Origin of the sequence: Micromonospora sp. NPDC002389 (assembly GCF_040296095.1) — a bacterium.
GTDB lineage: Bacteria > Actinomycetota > Actinomycetes > Mycobacteriales > Micromonosporaceae > Micromonospora.
In genome coordinates this window covers 23,956-48,873 of the sequence record NZ_JBEOWP010000026.1, presented here as the reverse complement: position 1 = coordinate 48,873, position 24,918 = coordinate 23,956, and the positions used below count along the sequence as shown (strand labels likewise).

The window sequence follows — 24,918 nt, the reverse complement described above, 5'->3', positions numbered from 1 at the left end:
GGATACCGGTGTTGTATCCAGGCCCGACTCCAACGCCGCCGGTCGTCGTCTGGACCCGGCGCGGCCCGGTGAACGTTTCTGGACACCGCACTAGCGGTGCCGCTCGCGCTGCCCGGGGTGGGTCGCCGGCAGGCGCAGCCCGGCGGCGTCCAGTTCGCCCTCCACCCTGACCCGTTCGATCTGCCGGTCGACGCCGGTCAACTCGGCCAGGTGCTCGGTGACGCCCAGTGCCCGGCAGGCCAACCGCAGGCGGTCGTCGTACGCGTCGAGCACGCTGCTGTGCCACACCACCGCCGCCCCCACGCCACCGACCCGTTCCCGCCGCAGGCACCGCAGGTCGGCCGCGATCTCCTCCAGCGGCCGACGATCGTGCCGGTCGAGGGCGTCGAGATCGGCCCGGACGGCGATCCCGTCGCCCGCCACCGACCGGTGCAGCGCGGCGATCAGCCGCCGCTCCCGACGCCGCGCGCGCCACTGCGAGCACCCGTAGGTGACCCGGCCGACCACGTCGTCGGCACCGACTACCAGGACGATCAGCACCGGCAGGAGGACCACGCCGGCCAGCGACAGGGCGAGCAGCAGCGAGCGCAGGACCTCCACACACCGAAGCTATGCCGATGCGCAGCGTGACGTAACCGATTTTCCGGTATCCGCTCCGGGCACCACGACAGATCCGGGTGCCCCGACAGCTCCGGGCACCACGACCAGGTCGGGGCACCCGGCGCCGTGGTTTCAGACCTCGGTGACGTAGAAGCGCGGCATCGGCAGGATCCGGAACCGCAGCCGGGCACCGTCGCGGCGAAGCTGCCAGGCCAGCGCGAGCAGGGCGGTGGCCAGGGAGATCAGCCCGCCGGCCCAGATGCTGACCCCGGCTCCGAAGGTCTCCGCGATCCAGCCGATCAGCGGCGCACCGACCGGGTTGGTTCCCAGGAACACCAGCACCCACAGGGCCATCACGCGGCCCCGGAAGGCCGCGTCGGTGCCGAGTTGGACCCGCTGGTTGGCCGCCTGGGCGAAATAGACCATGAAGAAGCCGGTCGGCAGCAGCAGCACCACGACCATCCAGTACGTGGGCGCGAGGCCGACGAGCGTCCCGAAGGCGGCACAGGCGATGGCGGCACCCAGCACCAGCCAGACCGAGGGACGGCTGCGCCGCCCGGTGCCGGCCAGCGCACCCACCAGCGCACCCACCGCGAGCGTGGTGCTGAACAGGCCGAACGAGGCCGCCCCGGTCTCGAACACGGTCTTGGCCAACGCCGCGAGGGTGAGCTGGAAGTTGAACAGCGACATCCCGATCACGGACATCACGACCATCGGCAGCACCAGGTCGGCGCGACGGCTGACGTACCGCAACCCGTCCAGCACGGTCGCTGCGGCCCGCTCGTCGCGCGGCGGCAACGGCTCCCGGTGCAGCTCGGCGGTACGCATCTGGATCACCGTGACCAGCGGGCCGATCGAGCTGAGCGCAGTGAACAGGAAGACCGGACCGACGCCGAAGAGAGCGATGGCGACACCGGCGACGGCCGGGCCGACGATCCGGGCCGAGTTGAACACGGCCGCGTTGAGCGAGAGCGCGTTCGGCAGCAACGGGGTGCCGACCAGCTCGGAGACGAACGCCTGGCGTACCGGGGTCTCCACCGCGTTGGCCACGCCCAGCAGGGCGGCGAAGACGAAGACGTGCCAGAGCTGGACCAGACCGGTGAGCACCAGCAGCGCCATCGCCAGCGACAACACCGTCCAGAAGGCGTTGGCGATGAAGAGGAGCATCCGCTTGTCGTACCGGTCGGCCAACCGCCCGGAGATCAGCGTGAGCAGGAGTACCGGGGTGAACTGAAGGGCGACGACCACGCCGAGCGCGGTGGCCGAATCGCCGGAAAGCTCGAGAACCAGCCAGTCCTGGGCGATGAACATCATCCAGACACCGATCAGTTTGACCAGTTGCCCGGAGGCGAAGAGCCGGTAGTTGCGGACCTGTAGGGACTGGAACATCGTGCTGAGCCTCGCCTGCACTCTTGGTGCGCCTCCTCGCGTCGTACGCGTCATCAACGACGGACGTCACGGCACGGCGCACACCCGGTGTGCGGTGTCAGGCTCGGGAAACTCGCTGCAGAATCTCCGCTGCGTGGTGCAGGGTCTCCCGGTCGGCATCGCTCAGCTCGGCCAGCCGGTGGGCCAGCCATTCGTCCCGTACCCGCTCGAACTGGTCGAGCACGGCCCGGCCTCCCTCGGTCGTCGCGAGGATGACCTGCCGTCCGTCGGTCGGGTGGGGCGTGCGCTGCACGAGCCCGCGCTCCTCCAGCTTCGCGACGATCTTGGTCATCGTCGGTGGCTGCACCCGTTCGACGTCGGCGAGTTCCCGCGGCGTGAGCGCGCCCGCCAGCTTGAGGCTGGTGAGCGCGGACAACTGGGTGACCGTCAGGTCACCGACCGGCCGGGCCTGGCGGACCCGCCGGTTGAGCCGGGTGATCGCATCTCGCAGCTGATGGGCCAGCTGCGCCGGTGGCATGCTCTGAGCCGTCACCGTCCGCTCCGTCACGTTAGTTAGCCTAGCTAATTAGACCCGGAGTCGGCAGCGAATATGACCACGCTCACCCGGGTGATCACCGATCCCCGGGCCGGGCTGCGCCCGCGTTGTGCGCGGCACGCACGCCCGACCCGGGCCGGCGTCAGAACAGCGACTCGATCGGGCCGCGCAGGAAGTACACCACGAACAGCGCCGCCACCCCGTACAGCAAGGGGTGGATCTCGCGGGCCTTGCCCTTGGCCAGCTTCATCACCACGTACGCGATGAGGCCGGCACCGATGCCGTTGGAGATGGAGTACGTGAACGGCATCAGCACGATGGTGAGGAACGCCGGGATGGCGATCTCGTGGTCGGACCAGTCGATGGTGCGTACCGCGGTCATCATCAGGAAGCCGACCACCACCAGCGCGACCGACGCCGCCTCGAACGGCACCACCACGACCAGCGGCGCGAGGAACATCGCCAGCAGGAACAGCACACCGGTGACCAGGTTGGCCACGCCGGTGCGGGCGCCCTCCGCCACACCGGCGGCACTCTCGACGAACGACGTGTTGCTGGAGACGCTGGCCGCGCCACCGCTGGCCGCGGCGATCGAGTCGACCAGCAGGATCTCCTTGGTCCGGGGCGGGGTGCCCTGGTCGTCGAGCATGCCGCCCTCCTGACCGACGGCCACCATCGTGCCCATCGTGTCGAAGAAGTCGGTGATCAACAGCGTGAAGATGAACATCAGCACGACCAGCCAGCCGGCCCGTTCCCACGACCCGAGCACGTTGAACTTGCCGAGCAGCGACAGGTCCGGCATGTCGAACGGGTTGCTGGGCAGCGTCGGGACGTTCAGCGACCAGCCCTTCGGGTTCGGCACCCCGTTGACCATGGACGGTCCGATGTTGCCGAGCGCCTCGACCACCATCGCCAGCAGCGTCGAGGCGAAGATGCCGATCAGGATGGCTCCGCGTACCCGGCGCACCACCAGCACCAGGGTCAGCAGCAGACCCACCACGAACACCAGCATCGGCCAACTGACCAGCTTGCCGCCGATGCCCAGCCCGACCGGCACGGTGGTGTTCGCCTCGTCGGGGATGCGCCGGACGAAACCGGAGTCGACCAGCCCGATGATGGTCAGGAAGAGCCCGATGCCGACGCCGATCGCCGTCTTCATCTGGGTCGGCACCGAGCGGAACACCGCGGTACGCAGCCCGGTAAGCACCAACACCGCGATGATCACACCCTCGATCACCACCAGGCCCATCGCGTCGGCCCAGGTCATCTCCGGAGCGATCTCGTACGCCACCAGCGCGTTGACGCCGAGACCGGCCGCCACCGCCAGCGGGAAGCGGCCGACCACGCCCATCAGGATGGTCAGCAGACCGGCGAGCAGGGCGGTGGCCGCCGCGATCGCCGGGATCGGCAGCGTGTTGCCGTCGCCGTCGACGGCACTGCCGAGGATGAGCGGGTTGAGCACCACGATGTACGCCATCGTGAAGAAGGTCGCCAGGCCACCGCGTACCTCACGGCTCATCGTCGAGCCACGGGCCGAGATCTCGAAGTACCGGTCGAAGCCGTTGCGGGGACGACTGGGACCGGGTGGGGTGCCCTCGTCGGGCGGCGCTACTGCCATCAGGAACCTCACAGCGGATCATCGGGTTGTCGCGCGCATCGTCGCAGAACCCGAGGCGGCGGAAAAGCGTCACGTACCCTGACCGGGTGCCGAAGCAGCAGCCCCGCCCCGAGCCGCTCGACCCGCCGATGGTGCCGTTCGCGCTGGCCGGGATGGCGGCCTGGGCGGTCGCCGGGCTGGTGCTGCTGCTGTTCCGCGACCGGCTGATCGACAGCGGTCACGAGAACTGGCTATGGATCTGCCTGGCCGGTTTTCTGTGGGGCTTCCCCGGTCTCGCGGTGATGATGCGTCACGACGCCCACCGACGGCTACGACGCGCCGCCGGCTGAGCGACCCGCCGAGGCGGTCCGACTCCGGTCGGTCAGGAGTGGCCGTACGGCTCCGCCGGCTCGCCGGACTCCACGGACCCGGGCGCACGGCTGACCGACATCGGCTCCACCGCGCTGTCGTCATAGACGGTGGGCATCTCGTCCACCGCCGTCTCGGCGTCGACCAGGGTCTCCGAGTGGGCACCGCACCCGTGGTCGGCGCTGACCACCCGACCGTCGTCCGGGGCGTAGAAGTTGCCGCACACGCCGAAGCACAACCGCAGGTTGCCGGCGAGCGGCAGATAGAAGCCGCAGGTGCCGCAGCGGGCGGCGGCGGGCGCGGCGGTCGAGATGGGCGCCGTCGGACCGTGGTCGCCGTCGTACCAGCGCTGCGCCGCCTCGGCCCGGCCCTCCCGCGACAACACCCGGGGCCGACCGAGCCCCAACTCCCACGCGGTCTCCTCGACCGCCGGGTCGTCGGAGAGCAGGTAGCCGGGCTGGAGCCGCTCGTCGTCCGGCGGCGTCGGCAGCAGGTCACCGGGGCCGAGGTCGCCTGGCTTGAGCCGCTCCTGCCAGGGCAGCCAGCCGGGCGCGAGCAGCGCGTCCGGCCCGGGCAGCAGCACCGTCTCGCAGATCGTCACGGTCCGGCTGCGCGGCACCCGGGTGACGGTGACCGCCCACCGCCAACCGCGGTATCCGGCCTGACGGCACTCGAAGTAGTGGGTGACGAGGCGGTCGCCCTCAGCCACGGCTTGCAGGTGGTCGCCGACGTCGTCGGGATCCACCTCGGTGATGCCGGCGCGGGCCACCTCGACGGCGGCGGCGCAGACCTGGTCGAGACGAGCGGCGCGGGCAGAGGCGGGCCTGGTCACCCAACCATTGTCACCCATGCGCGGGGCCGGCTGCGAGGCACTCCCCAGAGGTGTTCTGCGGCGGTGACGCGCCAAGTGTCGGCTCGATGGTTCAGGATGGGTGCCATGCCGCTGTCCTCCCGCCCCGAGAGGTCCCTCCTCGGGCGGACCGTCGGCACCGGAATCCGGGCCGTCCGGCTGCTGCTGCGCGGCTCGCTGAGCAGCGGACGCTGGGTGACGCGCAGTGCCGCCCGGGCCCGGTCCCGGAGCGCCGGCGGCGAGACCGGCATGGTCCGCATGTTCGACCTGCACGCCGTCTCCTGCGCCGGTGACACGCTGATCGCCATCGGCCTGGCCGGGACGATCTTCTTCAACGTGCCGCTCGGCGAGGCGCGCAGCAAGGTCGCGCTCTATCTGCTGGTGACCATGGTGCCGTTCGCCATGCTCGCCCCGGTGGTCGGCCCGCTGCTCGACCACTTCCGGCACGGCCGGCGGTACGCGTTGGCCACGACCATGCTGGGTCGGGCCTTCCTGGCCTGGCTGATCTCCGACTACATCCACGGATTCGGGCTGTACCCGGCGGCCTTCGGCGTACTCGCGCTCTCCCGGGCGTACGGCGTGGCGCGGTCCGCCGCCGTGCCCAGACTCCTGCCCGAAGGGCTCGGGCTGTCCCAGGTCGGCGCACGCGCCAGCGTCTACGGCACGGTTGCCGGTGCCCTCGTCGCCCCGATCGGGCTGGCCGCGTTCTGGTTCGGGCCGCAGTGGCCGCTCCGGGTCGCCTCGGTCATCTTCCTGGTCGGCATGGTGGTGGCGCTCCGGCTACCGCCGAAGGCCGACTCCGAGCCACCGGAACGGGTCCCCCGCCCGCTGCGCGCGCTGCTGCGTCGTAGTGGTGACCGACCACTCGGCCGGGGCCGACCCGCCGGACGGCTGGTGATCTCCACCCTCGTCGGCGCGGCCACGTTACGCGCGACCTACGGCTTCCTGCTGCTCTTCCTCGCCTTCACCATCAAGGCGGGCGACCTGACCACCGTGGTGTTCGGCCGCGACCTGGGCGACGAGGGAGCGCTCGGCCTGGTCGGCGGAGCCCTGGCCGTCGGCACCTTCCTGGCCACCGCGATCGGTACCCGACTACGCATCCACCGGCCGGCCGCACTCCAGTCCAGCGGCATGATCATCGTGGCTGGGGTGGGCGTACTCGCCGTCCTGAACTTCTCCCTGCCGATGGTGGCCCTGCTCTGCGTGGTCGCGGCCATGATGAGCGGCATCGCCAAGCTGGCCGTGGACGCCTCGATCCAGGAACGCATCCCGGAACGACTGCGGGCGAGTTCCTTCGCGCACTCCGAGACGGCCCTGATGCTCGCCTTCGTGGCCGGCGGCGGGCTGGGCCTCGTACCCTTCGAGGGCCGCATCGGCATCGCGGTCGCCGCCGGTGCCGGCACGCTCGCCGCCATGCGCGGCATGGTGATGGCCCGCCGGCTGAGGGGCGAACGGCTGCGCGGCCGACCGCTGACCGACGACGAGTTGGCCACCGAGGAACGGGCCGCCGACGAACAGGCCGCCACTGAGCAGGCCGCCCGGGACAAGAAGGCGGCCGAGCAGGCCGAAGCCGCCGAGCAGGCGAAGGCCGCCGAGGCCGCCCCCACCTCACCGGCGCCCTACCAGGGCGGTACGGCCGACGAGCGCGACCTGGCACCGCCCGGCTTCCACATCTACCGCCCGTCGTCCGCGGTCACCGGCGGCAGTGACGACGAGACCCGACGCAGCTCACCGGGACCGATCCCGTGACCGGACTGCTCGTGGTCACCGCGGTGCCCGCCGAGGCGGAGGCGATCCAGGCCGGTCTCGCCGACCCCGCCATGGCGGTGGTGCCGGTCGGCGTGGGACCGGCCGTCGCCGGGGCCGCGACCGCCCGCCTGCTCGCCCTCGCCGAAGGCGCCGGCCGACCGTACCGAGGGGTGGTCAGCGCGGGCGTGGCCGGTGGCTTCCCGGGCCGCGTACCGGTCGGCGGCACCGTGCTCGGCACCCGGGCCGTCGCCGCCGACCTGGGCGCCGAGTCACCCGACGGCTTCATCCCCCTCGACGACCTCGGCATGCCGGCGGAACTGCTCGGCGGCGGCACCTCCGTCGCCGTCGACCCCGCCCTGTTGGCCGCCCTGCGCGCCGCGCTACCGGACGCCACCGTCGGGCCGGTGCTGACCGTCAGCACCGTGACCGGCACCGCCGCCAGCACCGAGGCACTGAGCAGACGTCACCCGGACGCCGTGGCCGAGGCCATGGAGGGGTACGGGGTGGCCGTCGCCGCCGTCCACGCCGGCGTGCCCTTCGCGGAGCTGCGTACCATCTCCAACCCGATCGGTCCCCGCGACCGCGGCGCCTGGCGGATGCGCGAGGCGCTCGTCGCTCTCACCGCCGCCGCCACCGCCCTGCGCTAGCCACCGCCCTGGGCCAGCCGCCCGCGCTCGCGCTGATCTCGCCGCTCCGGCCGCTCCCACGCTGATCTCGCCAGCCGTTCCCGCGCTGGTTGCTGCACACCGGGGTGGCGGACTGGCCTCGGTTCCAGCGGTCGCCGGTGTTCCAGACGGAGCGACACGGGTCTGCTCGACTCGACTCGGAAGCCGCAAGCCATCAGGAACCGCACTCCCCCCGACTCCGCAGTGGCGCACACCGCGCGCAGACCCACCCGACGCGTCTCCTCGACGAGCCGACCCACCAGTCGCCGTCCGATGCCCAGCCGCTGCAGCCCGGGAGCGACCAGCACACCGTCCAGCACCAACTCGCGCTGGTCACCCAGGTCCTCGGCGTGCAACAGGTCGAGACTGCGCTCATGGGCACGCAACTCGCCGACCGGATCCCCGTCCGACAGCTCAGCGACCAGGCGCCAGCACGTCTCCGGCACGCCGTCGGTGACGCGACGGATCCGCACCTCGGCAAGCAACCGCTCGCGCAGGCGCCGCTCGTCCCGGTACCGCCGATTCAGGTCGAAGGTCACCTCGGGCACTCGTAACGGCCACCGCTCGGGCGGCAACGAGTACCAGTTCGCCCACCAGGCCCCCGGCCAGTCCTTGAGCGTGCGAACCCGGCGCGCGTCGAGGTGGGCCGGATAGCGACGCCCCGCCGCGTCCCGCCAGGTGTCGCCGAATTCCGCATCGCTCGCCGCCGAACCCCGGTCGTCCCCGCTGGCGCGACCGTTCCCACCGGCGCCCGAAACAGCGCGTCCCCTGCCATCGGCGCAGGCATCCCCAGCGGCGCGGGATCCCCCGATGGCGCAGGCAGCCCCCGCGGCGCCGGCTCCCCCGATGGCGCAGGCAGCCCCCGCGGCGCCGGCTCCCCCATTGGCGCAAGCGGCTTCAGCCACGCGGGCTCGCCCGCTGGCGTGGGCGTCGCCTGCGAGGAAGCCCAGCGTGCCACCCGCCGCGCTGACGAGCCGCTGCACGGTCCGGAACCGCGGGTCGGTGCCCCGCCCCGACTCGATCCGCGCCACTGTCGACTGCGGTACACCGGACAGCGCAGCCAGTTCCCGCTGGCTCAGGTCGGCCCGTCGACGCAACACCCGCAGCATCGCTCCCACGTCGACCAGCCGCTCGCCAGCGGCACCAGCGCTGTCCCCCATGGCCTCGTCCCCCATGGCCTCGTCCCCCAGCGCTGTCCCCCATGGCGTCGTCCCCATGGCCTCGTCCCCCGTAGTGCTGTCCCCCATGGCGTCGTCCCCCGTGCCGTCGCTGCCCCCGCACCATCGATGCTGACCGAACCCGGCGGCCCTCTCAACCCGCCCGGCGAACCTGTGGACAACGCCTGTGGATAACTTTGTGAGCAGGATCCCCGTACCTGGTGGCACCGGGTGCCCTGACCTCGACAGGTCGGGCCGACCTCTACTCCTCCTGGCCGCCTGTCGAGCTGAACCGTCGGTGCTATCGCCCCGGCGAATCCGCACCGGTTCGGGCTCGGACGAGGTCCGATCCGCGGATACAGTCAGCTCGACAGGCGCCTCGGTGGACATGGTGTCGGCACCCGAGCGACGTCCGGCGGTTGACGTCCAAGCAACGCTGTGCCGCCAGGCGCGCAGGCCACAGAACTCCCTCAGCGGGGCCGAGGCCAGGACCGAGGTGGGGCCGAGGTGAAGTGGGGCCGGGGTGGGGTGGGGCGGGGCGGGTGTGGGCTGGGTGACGGTGGTGGCACCGGCGGGTGGCGGGGTGCGGAGGCGGGGTTACGGTGGGGTGGTGGCGCTCTCGCTGGCGATCTCGCCCTGCCCCAACGACACGTTCGTCTTCCACGCGCTGGTGCACGGGCAGGTGCCCGGGGCACCTCCGGTCGAGGTGACGTACGCCGACGTCGACGTCACCAACACGGCCGCCGAGCGCGGCGCGTTCGACCTGGTGAAGGTGAGCTACGCGGCGTTGCCCTGGCTGCTGGCGGACTACCACCTGCTGCCCTGTGGGGGTGCGCTGGGGCGCGGCTGCGGGCCGCTGGTGCTCACCCGGGCGGACCGGGACGGCGGGCCGGAGCGTACCGACCTCAGTGACGCGACGGTGGCGGTGCCGGGCGACCGGACCACCGCGTACCTGCTGTTCCGGCTCTGGGCCGCCGGACGGACGCCGCGCCGCATCGAGGTGGTGCCGTTCCACGAGATCATGCCGGGCGTGGCCGCCGGACGGTACGACGCCGGGCTGGTGATCCACGAGGCCCGGTTCACCTACCCGCGCCACGGGCTGAGCGCCCTGGTCGACCTCGGCGAGTGGTGGGAGTCCGACACCGGACTCCCGATCCCGCTCGGCGCGATCCTGGCCCGGCGCGGCGTGGTCGACCCGCAGCAGGCCGCCGGCTGGATCCGGGACTCCGTCCAGCGGGCCTGGGCCGACCCGGCGGCCAGTCGGGCGTACGTGGTGGCGCACGCGCAGGAGATGGAGCCCGACGTGGTGGACCGGCACATCGGTCTCTACGTCAACGAGTTCACCGCCGACCTGGGGGACGCGGGGTTCGCTGCCGTGGAGGCGCTGCTGGGCCGGGCCGCCGACGCCGGGCTCGTGCCTCAGACCTCCAGCTCGCGGGCGACCGCGTGGACCAACTGAGCGACCTTCTGGGCGGTCTTGCGATCCGGGAATCGGCCCCGGCGCAGGTCCGGCTGGACCTTCGCCTCCAGCACCTTGATCATGTCCTCGACCAGCCCGTGCAGCTCCTCGGCGGGTCGGCGCCGCAGCTCCGCCACGGAGGGCGGGGCATCGAGCAGCTTCACCCCCATGGCCTGCACACCCCGTCGGCTGTCCACCACGCTGAAGTCGATCCGCTGGCCGCCCTTGAGGTCGGTGACACCCGCCGGTAGCGCGGTCTTCGGCAGGAACACGTCGCCACCCTCGTCACTGGTGACGAACCCGTATCCCTTGGCCGCGTCGTACCACTTCACTCGACCCGTAGGCACCTGAGAACCCCTGCTTCGCTTGAGACGTCTACTGCCTCAAGGCTAGCCGGATCATGTCGTCGAGCGCCGCCGGGAATCCGGTGAGATCCGCCAGCACGGTCGCCGCCCCGGCGGCCCTCAGTTCGTCGGCCGAACACGGGCCCGTCGCCACCGCGATCCCGGGCACCTCGGCCGCCTCTGCCGCCACCATGTCGGCCACGTGATCGCCGACGTAGTGGGTCGCGCCGTGCTCCCGCAACGCCGTCGCCTTCCCCTCGGCGAACAGGTCACCGGCCACCTCGTCGACCGTCAGGCCCAGGTGTTCCAGGTGCAGTCGGGCCAGCCGGCCCAGCTTCGAGGTGACCACCAGCACGCGACCGCCCCGCTGCCGTACCGCGTCGAGGGCGGCGACGGCACCGGGCAGCGGCACGGTCGGCGTGATCGCGTACGCGGGATAGAGCTCGCGGAAGGCGTGCACCCCCTCGTCGACCCGCTCCGGCGGGAACCAGTGGGCGATCTCGGTCCGCAGCGGCGGGCCCAGCCGCGACACGGCGACCTCGGCGTCGACGGGTACGCCGGTCCGCTCGGTCAACGCCCGGTAGGTGGCGGCGATGCCGGGACGCGAGTCGACCAGGGTCATGTCGAGGTCGAAACCGACCGTCAGTTGGCGCATGCTGCGAAGCTACCCGGCCACTCAGACCAGCCGGGACGTCCGATGGGCGGGAGCGGCCCCGGCCGGGCTAGCGTGGAACGACGATGAGCACCTCACTCGCCGACCACCTGCGGGCGCTGCCCGACGAGTCGCTCGCCGCGCTGCTCCAGGCGCGGCCCGACCTCGTCGTGCCGGTGCCCGCCGACGTCGCCGCCCTCGCCATCCGGGCCCAGTCCCGGGTCTCGGTGTCACGCGCGCTGGACGGGCTGGACCAGTTCACCCTGCTGATCTTGGATGCCGCCCGGTTGACCCGTGACCCGGCCGACGGCACCACCTCGGTCGACGGGGTCCTCGCGATGGCCACCACCGGCCCGCACCCGCCCGCGCCGTCCGCCGTCCGCGCCGCCGTCGACCGGTTGCGCGCCCTCTTCCTGCTCTACGGCCCCGACCACGAGTTGCGCCTGGTCGGTGGCGTCGACGAGATCTCCCCGTACCCGGCGGGACTCGGCCGGCCCGCCACCGAGCTGGACCCGCGCACGGCCGCACTCTGCGCGGACCCGGCGAAACTGCGCCGCACGCTGCTCTCCGCGCCGCCCTCCGCGCGGGCGATCCTGGACCGGCTGGCGGCCGGGCCACCGGTCGGCAGCGTGCCGGCCGGCGCGTTGCGGGCCCCGGCGGTCGGCACCGACGACGACCTGCCGCCGGACGACACCAACGGCGGGGCGGCGACCGGCTCGCCGGTCCGCTGGCTGATCGACCACCGGCTGCTGGTGCGGGTCGCCGGTGGCAAGGGCGGCACCGCCGGCATGGTCGAGCTGCCCCGGGAGGTCGGGCTGCTGCTGCGCCGCGACACCGGGCCGCTCGGGCCGCTGCGCACCAGCCCACCGGCGGTCGCCAGCACCCCACGCGAGCCGAAGGCCGCCGACTCCGCCGGAGCCGGGCAGACCATGGAGGTGGTACGCCACACCGAGGCGCTGCTGGAACAGTTGGCCGCCGAACCCGCGCCGGTGCTCCGCTCGGGTGGCCTGGGCGTACGCGACCTGCGTCGGCTGGCCCGCGCCACCGGCCTGGACGAGCCGACGGCGGCGCTGCTGCTGGAGGTGGCGTACGCGGCCGGGCTGACCGGTGAGGTGGAGCTGCCCGGCACCGCCGGCCGGTACGGCGCCGACCAGCAGGTGATGCCCACCGCCGGGTACGAGATGTGGCGAGCCGGCTCACTGGCCCAGCGCTGGGAGCAGGTGGCCCGGGCCTGGCTGACCATGACCCGGCAGGTCGGGCTGGTCGGGCAGCGGGACGACCGGGACCGCCCGATCACGGTGCTCTCCGCCGAGGCGGAACGCGCCGGGGCACCCGCTGCGCGCAGGGCGATGCTCGGCGTACTCGCCGACCTGGAACGGGCCAGCGCGCCCACCGCCGACGAGGTGTTGACACTGCTCGACTGGCGGGCACCGCGCCGCAGTCGAGGGCGGGAGGCGGCGCACCGGGAGGTGCTGACCGAGGCGGCCACGCTGGGCGTGACGGGGCTGGGGGCACTCACCTCGTACGGGCGGCTGCTGCTGGCCGAGGCGACCGCGAGCGAGGACCGGGACGCGGACGACCCGCTCGGGCTCCGGGCCGACGCCGAGGACGGTACGGGTACCGCCGTGCGGGCACTTGACGCGCTGCTGCCTGCCCCGGTGGACCACTTCCTGGTGCAGGCCGACCTGACCGTGGTGGTGCCGGGGCCGCCCGAGCCGGCGCTCGCCGCCGAACTGGAGGTGGTCGCCGAACCGGAGTCCGCCGGTGGGGCGAGCGTGCACCGGATCACCACCGCCAGCGTCCGCCGCGGGCTCGACGCCGGGTACTCCGCCGACGACCTGCACGACCTGTTCCGGCGCCGGTCCCGCACCCCGGTGCCGCAGGGCCTGACGTACCTGGTGGACGACGTGGCCCGCAAGCACGGCGGGCTGCGGGTCGGTTCCGCCGGGGCGTACCTGCGCAGCGACGACGAGGCGCTGCTGGCCGAGGTGCTCGCGGACCGGCGGCTGGAGGCGCTGGCGCTACGCCGGCTCGCGCCCACCGTGCTGGTGACCCCCTACCAGGCGGGGCGGATGCTTGCCGTACTCCGGGAGGCGGGCTACGCCCCGGTGGCCGAGGACGCCACCGGCTCGGCGGTGCTGACCCGGCCGAAGGCCCGACGGGCACCCGCCCGGGTCTCGGTCGCCACCCGGGCCCTCGATCCGCTGGCCACCCCGCGTCTGCCCCTGCCACGTCTGCTGGGTGTGGTGGAGCAGATCCGTCGAGGTGACGCGGCGGCGCGGGCGGCCCGGCGGGCACCGGCGGCGGTGCGCGGTGGCACGCCGGACGGCCCCGCCCCGGCGACCGGCCACAGCGAGGCCCTGGCCGTGCTGCAACAGGCGGTACGCGACAAGGCGCTGGTCTGGGTGGGCTACGTCGACGCGCACGGGGCGACGGCGTCCCGGCTGGTCCGGCCCGTCTCGCTGGGCGCCGGCTACCTGCGCGCCGAGGACGAGCGCACCGAGATGCTGCACACCTTCGCCCTGCACCGGATCACCGCAGCGGTGCTGGAGAGGTGACCCGGCGCTGGCTGAGGTGACGTGGCGCTGCCGGGGTGACGCGCTGCTCGGGCGGTGGCCGGTCAGCGCAGGCTGCGCCGGACCGATCCGACGATCGCCACGACCAGCAGCAGCGCGAAGCCGGTGCCGAGCGCCTCGCCGACCGAGTCCACGAAGCCCTGCTGGAGGACGAGCCAGCCGAAGAGGAACCAGCCGAACAGCGCCACCCCGAGGACCGCGTACGCGATCACCGTGGCGGTGGAGACGGGTTCTGCGGACTGCGCCTGCTCGCGGTCGAGGATCATTTCCTGGTCAACGGTCATGCGCCCTCCCCCGTACGGTCCGGCTCTGCCGTCCAGGGTGACACCCCGGAGCGCAACCGACCAGCACCATCACGTGACGATCCGGCTGGTTCATACCCTGGAGCAGGCGACGGGAAAACGGTCGACGGGGTCGCCGGTGCGGCTCGGACACGCGCTCGCCCCCGCTGGCATCCGCGACGACGGGACCCGGCCCCCGCTCGGTGGCCCCTCTCGTCGCGGCGCGAACGCGCGCCGACGCCGACCGGCGTGACGGTCGCCGTGGGCACGCGCGGCCCTCGACGACTCGTCTCCCTCAGTGCAAGACGCACCGAGGTACCCGCTGGGTTGCAGCTGGTCGACGGTTTTCTTGCCACCCGGCCGCGCGTGCAACACTGGATGGTCGCCCGCCCGCAGGTCAGCCACCTGCCGGAGCGGGCCGATCAGCCGTACCGAGGAGGGGGTTCCGCGTGAGCGGTGGACCACTGATCGTGCAGTCCGACAAGACGCTGCTGCTGGAGATCGACCACCCCGACGCCCAGGCCTGCCGAATGGCCATCGCGCCGTTCGCGGAGTTGGAGCGTTCCCCCGAGCACGTGCACACCTACCGGTTGACCCCGCTCGGGCTCTGGAACGCCCGGGCCGCCGGCCACGACGCCGAGGGCGTGGTGGACGCCCTGATCAAGTACTCCCGCTACCCGGTGCCGCACGCCCTGCTGGTGGACGTGGCCGAGACCATGGACCGGTACGGCCGCCTCCAACTCGCCAACGACCCGGCGCACGGCCTGGTCCTGCGTGCCCTCGACCGGATGGTGCTGGTCGAGGTGGCCAAGAGCAAGAAGCTCGCCGGGATGCTCGGCAACAAGCTCGACGACGACACCATCGCGGTGCACCCGTCCGAGCGCGGCCGACTCAAGCAGGCCCTGCTCAAGCTCGGCTGGCCGGCGGAGGACCTGGCCGGGTACGTCGACGGCGAGGCCCACCCGATCGAGCTGTCCCAGAGCGGCGAGGACGGCGGCAAGCCGTGGACGCTGCGGTCGTACCAGCGGGAGGCTGTCGAGGCGTTCTGGGCGGGTGGCTCGGGCGTGGTGGTGCTGCCCTGCGGCGCCGGCAAGACGCTGGTCGGCGCGGCGGCGATGGCCGAGGCGAAGGCGACCACGCTGATCCTGGTCACCAACACGGTCGCCGGTCGGCAGTGGAAGCGGGAGCTGATCGCCCGCACCTCGCTGACCGAGGAGGAGATCGGCGAGTACTCCGGCGAGCGCAAGGAGATCCGGCCGGTCACCATCGCCACGTACCAGGTGCTCACCTCACGGCGCGGCGGCGCCTTCACCCACCTGGACCTGTTCGGGGCCCGCGACTGGGGTCTGGTCGTCTACGACGAGGTGCACCTGCTGCCCGCGCCGATCTTCCGGTTCACCGCCGACCTCCAGGCCCGCCGCCGCCTCGGGCTGACCGCCACCCTGGTCCGCGAGGACGGCCGGGAGGGCGACGTGTTCAGCCTGATCGGCCCGAAGCGGTACGACGCGCCGTGGAAGGACATCGAGTCGCAGGGCTGGATCGCCCCGGCGCACTGCACCGAGGTCAGGGTCACCCTGACCGACGCCGAGCGGATGTCGTACGCGACCGCGGAGGCCGAGGAGCGCTACCGGATGGCGGCCACCGCCCGCACCAAGCTGCCGGTGGTACGCGCCCTGGTCGAGCGGCACCCGGAGGAGCAGACGCTGGTCATCGGCGCGTACATCGACCAGTTGCACCAGCTCGGTGAATACCTGGACGCGCCGATCGTGCAGGGCTCGACCACGAACAAGGAACGCGAGCGGCTCTTCGACGCGTTCCGCTCCGGTGAGATCCGCACGCTGGTGATCTCCAAGGTCGGCAACTTCTCGATCGACCTGCCCGAGGCGGCGGTGGCGATCCAGGTGTCCGGCACCTTCGGCTCCCGCCAGGAGGAGGCGCAACGGTTGGGCCGGGTGCTGCGCCCGAAGGCCGACGGGCGGCAGGCGCACTTCTACACCGTCGTCTCCCGGGACACCATCGACACCGAGTACGCCGCCCACCGGCAGCGCTTCCTCGCCGAGCAGGGGTACGCGTACACCATCATCGACGCCGACGACGTGCTCGGCCCGCCCCTACCGACCGTCGACTGACGAGCACAGCAGATCCTGCGTAGCTTCGTGATTGCGCGAGGCGTAGGCAGAGCGAAGCGCACCGCTCGTGAGCGGGGCGCTTCGCTCTGAGTCAGAACTAGACGTACTCCAACTGCACATCTCGCGGCCGGTAGTCAGCGCCAAGGTCAGCAGATGCCTCCCAAGGGGTGGCACCGCCAATCGCATGGATGGCTGTCCTGACGATCGTTCGCGACTTCTCGAACGCACCAGTCTCGGTCTCGTCGGAGATCAAGAGTTCGACAAGGACCGTGCCCTTGTCCGCGTCAGTTGCAGTCACGGAGTCGCAGAAGTCGTCGTTGCACTGTTCCAGGTCGAGCAGGGACTGCATGAGCCGTTCGCCCTCGGCGTGAAGCTCCTCGGCGTTCAGGCGGCGACCGTCGGCGGCGCGGACATCGAACTGTCGGGCGATGTGAACTCGGATCATTTACCCGTCCCTCCGTCCTGTTCGTCGTCGTCTTTCTCGTTCCAACAGGGAAGCCTCATCGCCCACCTGATGGCGTGGTTGCCGTGATAGGGGCTCGACGGCGTGAGATGCAGTTGTCGCTGGTGCTGGCCACATGGGCATCTCAGTGTGTAGTACGTCGGCGGATCGATGACCGTGTAACCGTGCTGGTAGAACACCTCGAGCACACGCTCCAGATCCTTCTTCGGGTGCTTCTTCCAGTACCCCAATACTGCCTCCTGATGGGGGCATCAGGGTAGCTCTTGTGCAACGATCAACATGCCCTCGGGTGATAAAAGTACGCAAGTTGTAAATTTCGCCGGAAAACGATCATATCCGACTAATCTGCACCATCGCACCCACCCTTGCCTGCCCCTGGGGTGGTGTGGTGGCACCCGGGCGCTCGCTGCAGGCAGGGCGCAGCGTGATCGACCGGCACGGCGCACCGCGAGCCGCAGGGTAGGCGAACGCGGAGCAGTTCGTGACGTAGGGCCTGCTGATCCTTCATCGAGCTGGTCAAACCGCTCCCCCAGCGCCGCCGGTACGCATCGAGCCGGGCGGGGTGACCGTCTCGATCGAAGACCAGCAGGACGTACGCCACTGGGTGTTCTGCGACCGCCTACCCTGCGGCGCGCGGTGTGCCCTGCCGGTCGACCACACCGCGTCCTGCTCGCGGCGCGGGCCTGGGCTGCACCGGTGAACAGCGAGGATTGTTCCGCTGTGCAGGTCAGAGGACTCGGGTGATCTGCTCGGCGGCGACGACCGCGTCCCGGCTCTCCGGGTCGAGGTCGGTGCAGAGCACCACTGAGGCACCGGCGGAGAGCGGAGCGAGCAGCCACTTCAGCGGCTGGTCGTGCTCGGTGACGTCGACCAGCAGCCGGTCACCGACCCGCAGGTCCAACTGCTCGGCGACCACCTTCGCGACCGAGCCCCACTCGGCGTAGCTGGTGCCGTCCGGGCTGGCGGCGTCACCGGCGTGCAGCACGGGACGGTCGGTCGGGGCCGCGCCGTGCCGCAGCACCTCCACGGACCAGTCGAGCCAACCGGCCGGCACCTCGGCCAACGGTTCCGACCCGGTGCCGACGAGATAGCGGTGCAGCCCCTCCGGTACGTCCTCCAGCCAGTCGTCGAGCCGTTCCGGCGTGACCAGCACGGCGTCGTACGGCCGGTCGCCGCCCGGCTCCAGCACCGGCAACCCGGCGGTGGCCCACGGTCGGAACGACACCGTCATCCCCACCGACCAGGCCCCGAGCAACACCGCAGCGGTACGCCAGTGCGGCGGCAGCAGCACCGCCACCCGGCTGCCCGGCGTGAGTCCGCACCCGTCCCGCAGCAGACCGGCGGCGCGTGCCGACCATTCGCCCAGCTCAGCGGCGGTCAGATCGTGCCGGACACCGGTCCGGTGGTCGAGGCAGGTGATCAACGGCCGGTCCCGTTCGGCGAGGCCGGTGACGAAGCGTACGGGAAGAGCAGTCTCCATCCGTCGATAATCCCTTGCCGACGGACGGTGACGAAATGAGGATCGCGGGATGCCTCCGACTCCTTCCGACGGCCGTGCCGGGATCGACGCCGGCTTGGTCCGGCGCCTGATCGCTGCCCAGTTTCCGCACTGGGCCGACCTGCCGGTCACTCCCGTGGAACGCGACGGCCACGACAACCGGACGTACCGGCTGGGCGAGACGATGACCGTGCGCCTGCCGACGGCGGCCGGGTACGTCCCGGCGGTGGCCAAGGAGAACGAGTGGCTGCCTCGGCTGGCACCGGAGTTGCCGGTCGCCGTACCGCCGATCCTGGGTACCGGCGTCCCCGGCGCGGGATATGCCTTCCCCTGGTCGGTACGCGGCTGGCTGCCGGGCGAGACGGCGGACCGGGGCCGCATCGACGATCCGGTGCGGTTCGCCGTAGCGGTGGGCGAGTTCGTGCTGGCCCTGCAGTCCTGCGACGCGGCCGGCGGCCCGGCTGCAGGGGAGCACAGCTTCTTCCGGGGCGCCTCGCCCGGGCACTACGACGAGGAGACCCGGCATCTGCTGAGCGTCCTGGTCGGGCAGGTGGACGTGGCGCGGGCCGCCGCCGTGTGGGAGGCCGCCCTGGCCGCCGAGTGGCGCGGCAGCCCGGTGTGGTTCCACGGGGACATCGCGGTGGGCAACCTGCTGGTGGTGGACGGGAAGCTGACCGCAGTGATCGACTTCGGCACGTCCGGCGTCGGTGACCCGGCCTGCGACCTGGTGATCGCCTGGACGATGTTCTCCGGCAGCAGCCGGCACGCCTTCCGGGAGACGGTCGGGCAGGACGAGGGCACCTGGGCACGGGCCCGGGGCTGGGCGTTGTGGAAGGCGATGCTGCTGTTGGCGCAGCACCTCGACACCGATCCCGCCCTGGCCGCTGACGACCACCGCGTGATCACCGAGGTCCTCGATGATCACGGCCGCCTGGGCTAGTTGTTAGGAAGGGTCCCCTGCTATACCGCAGGCGTTAACAAGGGGCCCTTCCTTACACCGAAGGCAGCGCACGCCCGGGTTCGAGCAACGGCGCAAGAAGATCGCCGTACTCCTCGACCCGGTCCAGCACCTCCGAGGCCGTGTACGGCTTCGACGACGGTCGCCTGCCCGCCGCACCCGCCTCCACCTCGTCCCAGGTCAGCGGCGCGGACACCGAGGGCATCTGCTGCGCCCGCAGCGAGTACGGGGCCACCGTGGTCTTCGCCGCGCTGTTCTGACTCCAGTCGATGAACACCTTGCCGGGCCGGAGGTTCTTGGCCATCTTCGACACGATCAGCTTCGGGTGCTCGCGCTCCAACTCCTGGGCGACCCGCCGGGCGTACCCGGACACGTCGTCGGCGGACTGCGTACCGGCGATCGGGCAGCAGAGCTGCATGCCCTTCTTGCCGGAGGTCTTCGGGTAGCAGTTGACCCCGTCGGCGGCCAGCCGTTCACGCAGCAGCAGCGCCACCCGGCAGCACTGTCGCAGCGTGGCGGGCGGACCCGGGTCCAGGTCGACCACCATCAGGTCCGGATGTGCGCCGACCTTCCACTGCGGTGTGTGCAGTTCCAGGGCGGCGAGGTTGGCCAGCCAGACCAGGGTGGGCAGGTCGTCGGCGACCACGTAGTCGATGGTCTCCCGGCCCTTCGTCGAGCCGGGCGCGGGCAATGTCTCGACGTGCACCCAGGACGGCGTGGCGGCCGGGGCGTTCTTCTCGAAGAAGGAGTTGCCCTCCACGCCGTTCGGGTAGCGGATCCGGGTCAGCGCCCGATCGTGCAGGTGCGGCAGCAACACCGGCGAGATCCGGGTGTAGTAGTCGATCACCTCGCCCTTGGTGAAGCCGACCTTCGGGTAGAGGACCTTGTCCAGGTTCGACAGCTCCAGGGTGCGTCCGGCGACGTCGACCCGGACCCGCTCAGCCGGCATCCTCCACCTCCTCGGCCGACTTGTCCGGTCGCAGCCGCAGGACCCGGGGGAACCGCAGCCGCCCGTCCGGCGTGCGCTGGCCGTACTTGACCTCCACCACCACCTGGGGAGTTACCCAGATCGTGCCCCGGGCATCCTCCCGGGGCACGTCGCCGCCGAACGGCGAGGTGGTGGTGCGCAGCGGCTCCAACTCCCGCAGCAGTTCGCGTTCCAGAGCCGCCCCGATCCCACCGCCGACCCGCCCCCGATAGACCAGCCGTCCACCGGCGCCGGGCACCCCGACCAGCAGGCCGCCGATCCGACGGGCACCGGGTCGCCAGCCGCCGATCACGAAGTCCCCGGTCACCTCCAGCTTGACCTTCACCCAGTCCGGCGACCGCACGCCGGGCCGGTAGGTCGAGTCGGCCCGCTTGGCCATCACCCCTTCCAGGCCGTGCTCACCGGCCGCGTCGTAGGTGGCCGGGCCGTCCGGGAAGACCGGTGGGACCGTCCACCGCGCCGCGCCCAGTCCGAGTTCGTCGAGGGCTTCCCGACGCCGGGCGTACGGCCAGCCGGTGAGGTCCGTACCGCGCAGCCGCAACAAGTCGAAGATCATGTACGTGACCGGGGCGCTCGCCGCCAGCCGGGCCGCCTTGGCCGGGTCCCGTACGTGCATCCGCTCGGCCAGGGCGGTGAACGACGGTCGACCGGCCCGGTCGAAGAGAACCACCTCGCCGTCGAGCAGCGCGTCGTCGACCTGTTCGCCGAGCGGGATCAGTTCCGGGTAGGCGGTGGTGATCTCCACGCCGGAGCGCGCGTACAGGCGCTGCCGCCCGGCGGCGATGTCGGCGAGTGCGCGTACGCCGTCCCACTTGAACTCGTACGCCCACCCGGCGCCGGCAGGCAGTTGCCCGGTCACCGCGAGCATCGGCCTCAGTGGCGCGCCGGGCACGAAAACGACTGTAGTAGCAGGCCGAACACCTCGCGCCCGGTTCCGTCTGATGCGAGCATGGTCGATATCGGGGAAGGGGGTGCAGGATGCGCGCCATCTGGAAGGGGGCCGTGTCGTTCGGCCTCGTCTCGATCGCGGTGAAGCTGTACTCCGCGACCGAGGAGAAGGACATCCGGTTCCACCAGGTGCACCGGGAAGACGGCGGGCGGATCCGGTACAAGCGCACCTGTCAGGTCTGCGGCGAGGAGGTCAGTTACGACGACATCGCCAAGGGCTACGACATCGGCGGCGGGGAGATGGTGATCCTCACCGACTCCGATTTCGCCGAACTGCCGTTGAGCACCTCCCACGCGATCGACGTGCTGGAGTTCGTCCCGGCCGAGCAGGTCGACCCGATCCTCTACAACAAGGCGTACTTCCTGGAGCCGGAGGGCACGGCCACCAAGCCGTACCTGCTGTTGCGGGACGCCCTGACCGACTCCGAGCGAGTGGCGATCGTCAAGGTGGCGCTGCGCCAGCGCGAGCAGTTGGCCACCCTGCGGGTACGCGAGGGCGTGCTGCTGCTGAACACCATGCTCTGGCCCGACGAGATCCGTAAGCCGGCCTTCGGCTTCCTGGACGAGGACCTCAAGGTCCGGCCGCCGGAGCTGGCGATGGCTACCTCGCTCGTCGACTCGATGGCCGGTGACTTCCACCCGGACGAGTTCACCGACGACTACCGGGCGGCGCTGCAGGAGGTCATCGACGCGAAGGTGGAGGGCCGTGAGGTCGTACAGCCGGAGGAGGTCGAGGAGGCGCCGCCCGCCGCCGTCGACCTGATGGCGGCGCTGAAGGCCTCGGTGGAGCGGGCCCGTGCGGCCCGGGGCGAGGGGGGCGGCGCGGCCGCCGGCGGTGGCGCCGGTGCGCCCACCCCGATCACCTCCGCCCGCTCGGCACAGAAGAAGACCGAGGCGAAGAAGGCCCCGGCCAAGAAGGCCGCCGAGAAGAAGGCCACCGGTACGAAGGCCACCGGTACGAAGGCCGGCGGCACGGCGGCCGGCGGCACGGCGGCCGGCGGTGCGAAGAAGGCCCCGGCGAAGAAGGTCGAGCCGGCCAAGAAGACCGCCGAGAAGAAGACGACCAAGGCCGCGAAGGCCCCGGCGAAGAAGACGACTCCCCGCAAGTCCGCCTGACCGGCGATCTCCTCGGCCCGGTCGGGGCGAGCTCCTCGGCCCTGTCGCACCCGTGCCCCCGTGTCCCAGTTGCCGCACAATTCCCACGGGTCACGATCGATGGTCGGAACTGCGTCTGCCACCAGGTACCGTGTGTCGGCGACGGCGTCTGTAGCCGGACGCACCCACACCTCTCAGCAGGGGAGTCGAGGACGTGAGCGAGCAGGAGACCAAGGCACGACGGCGATTGGCCGAACAGTTGGCGGCCCAGAAGGCGGCCGAGGCCAAGCGGCGGCGGCAGGCCTGGGCCGGTGGTCTCGCCGGGATCGCCGTGGTCGCGGTGCTGGTCACCGTCTTCGTGATCGTCGGCCAGCGCGGCGGCGACGACGCTCCCGACGAGTTCGCCAGCTCGCCGTCGGCCCCCGCGGACGCCCCGGCCGACCCGGGCGCGCCGGGTGCCCCGCCCGCCCCGCAACTGCCCGAGGGCGCGGACCCGGCGCTCGGCACCAAGCCGACCGTGAGCGCCGGTGAGGGCGAGCTGACCAAACTCACCGTCACCCCGCTGATCGAGGGGACCGGACCGGCCGTCACTGCGGGGCAGTCGATCACCACGAACTACGTGGGCGTGCTGTTCGCCAACGGCGAGCAGTTCGACTCGTCCTGGGACCGGGGGGAGCCGGCCACCTTCCCGATCGGCGTCGGACAGGTCATCGAGGGCTGGGACAAGGGCCTGGTCGGCGTGAAGGTCGGCAGCCGGGTGCAGCTCGACATCCCGGCCGAGCAGGCGTACGGCACCGATGGCGCGGGGGGACGGCCGGCCGGTCCGCTGCGCTTCGTGGTGGACATCCTCGCCGCCCAGTAGGAGATGACGGTGGCGACGGCGGACGAGCCCGGGCGGACGGCCCGGTTGATGTGGACGCACTACGAGCCGGTGCACGCCGTCACCTACTTCCACCCGCGCGCCCGCGCCGCGTACGAGGCGGCCGGGCTGCGCGGGTACTGGCGGGGGTACTTCGCCGGTCGGGCCGCCCCGCTCGGGCCGACCGGTCCCGCCCCGGTGTTGGCGGCCTTCTTCACCTTCGCCCCGCACATGGTTGCGCGTGCCCTGCCGGCGGTGTGGCAGTTGGCCGACCCCGAGGAGGCGCTGCGGTCCCGGCTGACCGGGGCGGTGCAGGCCCTCGCCGAGCTGGTCTACGAGCTGCCCGAGCAGCACCTGGCCGAGGCCGCCGACTTGTTGTCGGCTGCCGCCGACGAGGTCGGGACCGCCGGTCGGGTGCTCGGCGCAGCCAACGCCGCGCTGCCGCGCGGCGAGTACCCGCTGGCCCGACTCTGGCAGGCCGCCACCACACTGCGCGAACATCGCGGCGACGGGCACGTGGCGGCCCTGGTCGCCGCCGACCTCGATCCGGTGGAGACGCTGGCCTGGCGGGTCGCGGTCGACATGCCGCCCGCCAACCTGCTCGGTCGGGGCTGGTCGGAGCAGGAGTGGGCGCAAGCGCGGGAGCGGCTGGCCGACCGTGGCTGGCTGACCTCGGATGGCCAGCCGACCGAGCGTGGTCGGGCCGGTTTCCGGGCCGTCGAGGAGGCCACCGACTCCGCCGCCGCCCGTCCCTGGCAGGCGCTGGGCGCGACGCGCACAGAACGGCTGCGCGAACTGCTCGACCCGATCGCCCTGGCCGCCCATCGGGTGATCCCGCCGGACAGCCCGATCGGCCTGCCCGCCCGTTAGGGCGCAGCGCACCGACCGACCTACGCCGCCGGGGTGCGCTGCGGCTTGGACGTTAGGAAGGGTCCCTTCCTATACACGAGGCGTTAGCAGGGGACCCTTCCTTTCATACACCCCGGCGTGCGGCAGGATGGTGCTGTGGTGGATGCGGTGGTCTTCGACCTGGACGGCGTGATCGTGGACTCCGAGCCGGTCTGGGAGGAGGTCCGCCGGGCGTACGTGGCGACGCACGGCGGGACCTGGCAGCCGGACACCCAGCGTCGGCTGATGGGGATGAGCACCGGCGAGTGGGCCGAGTACCTCAGCGGTGAGCTGGGCGTACGGCGGACCGCCGAGCAGGTCGCCGCCGAGGTGGTCGAGGAGATGAGCCGACGGTACGCGTCCCGCGTACCGCTGATCGACGGGGCGGACGACGTGGTGCGTCGGGTGGCCGCGCGGTGGCCGCTGGGGCTGGCCAGCTCGTCGCCGACCCGGCTGATCGCGGCGGCACTCAAGGCCACCGCCCTGACCGACGAGTTCGGCAGCACGTTGTCCACCGAGGAGACGGCACGCGGCAAGCCGGCCCCGGACGTGTACCTGACCGTGGCGGAACGCCTCGGCGTCGACGCGGCCCGGTGCGTCGCGGTGGAGGACTCCTCGAACGGCGTCCGGTCGGCCGCCGCCGCCGGGATGATCGTGGTGGCGGTGCCGCACGGGTCGTACCCGCTGGATCCGGACGCGCAGCGGATGGCGGCGACGGTGCTCGACTCCATCGGCGAGCTGACCCCGGAGTTCGTCGACCGGCTCGGCTGAACCGCCACCGTCCGGCCCCGACCGCTCGAAGGTCGTGCTCGAACGGGCCGCCTGACCTCCGGCGGCATGGGTGCCGCCGGGTCGGGTAACGCCAACGG

23 protein-coding genes and 1 pseudogene are annotated in these 24,918 nt (G+C 72.0%); 11 read left to right on the top strand and 13 right to left on the bottom strand.

What is annotated here, in order from left to right; all coding sequences use genetic code 11:
- Window positions 1-90 precede the first annotated feature (90 nt).
- The 4 genes from ABT008_RS29275 to ABT008_RS29260 form a co-directional block, all read right to left on the bottom strand.
- Window positions 91-600 carry a hypothetical protein gene (locus ABT008_RS29275; protein ID WP_350700362.1) on the bottom strand — a complete coding sequence of 170 codons (510 nt, stop codon included), beginning with the start codon at window positions 598-600 and terminating at the stop codon, window positions 91-93.
- A 132-nt stretch (window positions 601-732) separates the two neighbouring features.
- On the bottom strand, window positions 733-2,010 hold the full coding sequence (locus tag ABT008_RS29270) for an MFS transporter (RefSeq protein WP_350700360.1): 1,278 nt from the start codon (window positions 2,008-2,010) through the stop codon (window positions 733-735).
- A gap of 76 nt (window positions 2,011-2,086) precedes the next feature.
- The gene (locus ABT008_RS29265) at window positions 2,087-2,536 is read right to left on the bottom strand and encodes a MarR family winged helix-turn-helix transcriptional regulator (protein ID WP_350700359.1); all 450 of its coding nucleotides are present in this window, start codon (window positions 2,534-2,536) and stop codon (window positions 2,087-2,089) included.
- 130 nt (window positions 2,537-2,666) lie between these two features.
- On the bottom strand, window positions 2,667-4,142 hold the full coding sequence (locus ABT008_RS29260; protein ID WP_350700357.1) for an NCS2 family permease: 1,476 nt from the start codon (window positions 4,140-4,142) through the stop codon (window positions 2,667-2,669).
- 86 nt (window positions 4,143-4,228) lie between these two features.
- Between ABT008_RS29260 and ABT008_RS29255 the strand changes: the two genes are divergently transcribed.
- Window positions 4,229-4,471, top strand: a complete 243-nt coding sequence (locus ABT008_RS29255; protein ID WP_350700356.1) for a DUF2530 domain-containing protein — start codon at window positions 4,229-4,231, stop codon at window positions 4,469-4,471.
- 32 nt (window positions 4,472-4,503) lie between these two features.
- Here ABT008_RS29255 and ABT008_RS29250 read toward each other — a convergent pair whose 3' ends face one another.
- Complete coding sequence (locus ABT008_RS29250) at window positions 4,504-5,340, bottom strand: DUF3027 domain-containing protein (RefSeq protein ID WP_350700355.1); 837 nt, start codon at window positions 5,338-5,340, stop codon at window positions 4,504-4,506.
- Window positions 5,341-5,427: 87 nt separating this feature from the next.
- On the opposite strand from ABT008_RS29250, the pseudogene ABT008_RS29245 reads away from it, so the two are divergent.
- Together ABT008_RS29245 and ABT008_RS29240 are read left to right on the top strand one after the other, a co-directional pair.
- A pseudogene (locus tag ABT008_RS29245) lies at window positions 5,428-6,832 on the top strand (MFS transporter); the annotation flags it as partial.
- A gap of 253 nt (window positions 6,833-7,085) precedes the next feature.
- Window positions 7,086-7,736 carry a futalosine hydrolase gene (locus tag ABT008_RS29240; RefSeq protein ID WP_350700352.1) on the top strand — a complete coding sequence of 217 codons (651 nt, stop codon included), beginning with the start codon at window positions 7,086-7,088 and terminating at the stop codon, window positions 7,734-7,736.
- Here ABT008_RS29240 and ABT008_RS29235 read toward each other — a convergent pair.
- Window positions 7,733-8,929 carry a GNAT family N-acetyltransferase gene (locus ABT008_RS29235; protein ID WP_350700350.1) on the bottom strand — a complete coding sequence of 399 codons (1,197 nt, stop codon included), beginning with the start codon at window positions 8,927-8,929 and terminating at the stop codon, window positions 7,733-7,735. The genes ABT008_RS29240 and ABT008_RS29235 overlap by 4 nt on opposite strands.
- Before the next feature lie 592 nt (window positions 8,930-9,521).
- Between ABT008_RS29235 and ABT008_RS29230 the strand changes: the two genes are divergently transcribed.
- Complete coding sequence (locus ABT008_RS29230) at window positions 9,522-10,370, top strand: 1,4-dihydroxy-6-naphtoate synthase (RefSeq protein WP_350700348.1); 849 nt, start codon at window positions 9,522-9,524, stop codon at window positions 10,368-10,370.
- Here the strand turns inward: ABT008_RS29230 and ABT008_RS29225 are convergent.
- Window positions 10,331-10,717 (bottom strand): cold-shock protein, encoded by a 387-nt coding sequence (locus tag ABT008_RS29225; RefSeq protein ID WP_350700346.1) that lies wholly within the window; start codon window positions 10,715-10,717, stop codon window positions 10,331-10,333. The two genes, ABT008_RS29230 and ABT008_RS29225, sit on opposite strands and share 40 nt — an antisense overlap.
- A 28-nt stretch (window positions 10,718-10,745) precedes the next feature.
- On the bottom strand, window positions 10,746-11,369 hold the full coding sequence (locus ABT008_RS29220) for an HAD family hydrolase (RefSeq protein ID WP_350700344.1): 624 nt from the start codon (window positions 11,367-11,369) through the stop codon (window positions 10,746-10,748).
- An 83-nt stretch (window positions 11,370-11,452) separates the two neighbouring features.
- Here ABT008_RS29220 and ABT008_RS29215 point away from each other — a divergent pair, with 83 nt between their 5' ends.
- Window positions 11,453-13,924, top strand: a complete 2,472-nt coding sequence (locus tag ABT008_RS29215) for a helicase-associated domain-containing protein (protein WP_350700342.1) — start codon at window positions 11,453-11,455, stop codon at window positions 13,922-13,924.
- 62 nt (window positions 13,925-13,986) lie between these two features.
- Here the strand turns inward: ABT008_RS29215 and ABT008_RS29210 are convergent, their stop codons facing one another.
- On the bottom strand, window positions 13,987-14,226 hold the full coding sequence (locus ABT008_RS29210) for a hypothetical protein (protein ID WP_350700340.1): 240 nt from the start codon (window positions 14,224-14,226) through the stop codon (window positions 13,987-13,989).
- A 446-nt stretch (window positions 14,227-14,672) separates the two neighbouring features.
- Between ABT008_RS29210 and ABT008_RS29205 the strand changes: the two genes are divergently transcribed.
- Window positions 14,673-16,352: a DNA repair helicase XPB gene (locus ABT008_RS29205; RefSeq protein WP_350700338.1), complete on the top strand. Its 1,680-nt coding sequence runs from the start codon at window positions 14,673-14,675 to the stop codon at window positions 16,350-16,352.
- A gap of 97 nt (window positions 16,353-16,449) precedes the next feature.
- Here the strand turns inward: ABT008_RS29205 and ABT008_RS29200 are convergent, their stop codons facing one another.
- Window positions 16,450-16,797 carry a hypothetical protein gene (locus tag ABT008_RS29200; RefSeq protein WP_350700336.1) on the bottom strand — a complete coding sequence of 116 codons (348 nt, stop codon included), beginning with the start codon at window positions 16,795-16,797 and terminating at the stop codon, window positions 16,450-16,452.
- A 745-nt stretch (window positions 16,798-17,542) separates the two neighbouring features.
- Complete coding sequence (locus ABT008_RS29195; RefSeq protein WP_350700334.1) at window positions 17,543-18,295, bottom strand: TIGR03089 family protein; 753 nt, start codon at window positions 18,293-18,295, stop codon at window positions 17,543-17,545.
- A gap of 49 nt (window positions 18,296-18,344) precedes the next feature.
- Here ABT008_RS29195 and ABT008_RS29190 point away from each other — a divergent pair, with 49 nt between their 5' ends.
- Window positions 18,345-19,253 (top strand): aminoglycoside phosphotransferase family protein, encoded by a 909-nt coding sequence (locus ABT008_RS29190; RefSeq protein ID WP_350700332.1) that lies wholly within the window; start codon window positions 18,345-18,347, stop codon window positions 19,251-19,253.
- A gap of 52 nt (window positions 19,254-19,305) precedes the next feature.
- Here the strand turns inward: ABT008_RS29190 and ligD (ABT008_RS29185) are convergent, their stop codons facing one another.
- Together ligD (ABT008_RS29185) and ligD (ABT008_RS29180) are read right to left on the bottom strand one after the other, a co-directional pair.
- Window positions 19,306-20,220 carry a non-homologous end-joining DNA ligase gene (ligD, locus tag ABT008_RS29185; RefSeq protein ID WP_350700331.1) on the bottom strand — a complete coding sequence of 305 codons (915 nt, stop codon included), beginning with the start codon at window positions 20,218-20,220 and terminating at the stop codon, window positions 19,306-19,308.
- Complete coding sequence (ligD, locus tag ABT008_RS29180; RefSeq protein ID WP_350700330.1) at window positions 20,210-21,151, bottom strand: non-homologous end-joining DNA ligase; 942 nt, start codon at window positions 21,149-21,151, stop codon at window positions 20,210-20,212. Before ligD (ABT008_RS29180) ends, ligD (ABT008_RS29185) begins: the two co-directional genes overlap by 11 nt.
- Before the next feature lie 86 nt (window positions 21,152-21,237).
- Here ligD (ABT008_RS29180) and ku point away from each other — a divergent pair, with 86 nt between their 5' ends.
- From ku to ABT008_RS29160, 4 genes are all read left to right on the top strand, one after another.
- Window positions 21,238-22,323, top strand: coding sequence for a non-homologous end joining protein Ku (gene ku / locus ABT008_RS29175; RefSeq protein ID WP_350700328.1), 1,086 nt, complete (start codon window positions 21,238-21,240; stop codon window positions 22,321-22,323).
- Between the two features lie 193 nt (window positions 22,324-22,516).
- Window positions 22,517-23,164, top strand: a complete 648-nt coding sequence (locus ABT008_RS29170; RefSeq protein WP_350700326.1) for an FKBP-type peptidyl-prolyl cis-trans isomerase — start codon at window positions 22,517-22,519, stop codon at window positions 23,162-23,164.
- Window positions 23,165-23,167: 3 nt separating this feature from the next.
- Window positions 23,168-24,031, top strand: a complete 864-nt coding sequence (locus ABT008_RS29165) for an SCO6745 family protein (RefSeq protein ID WP_502890518.1) — start codon at window positions 23,168-23,170, stop codon at window positions 24,029-24,031.
- Between the two features lie 135 nt (window positions 24,032-24,166).
- Entirely contained in the window at window positions 24,167-24,820 is a 654-nt protein-coding gene (locus ABT008_RS29160; protein WP_350700324.1) for an HAD family hydrolase, read from the top strand.
- The last annotated feature ends 98 nt before the right edge of the window (window positions 24,821-24,918 follow it).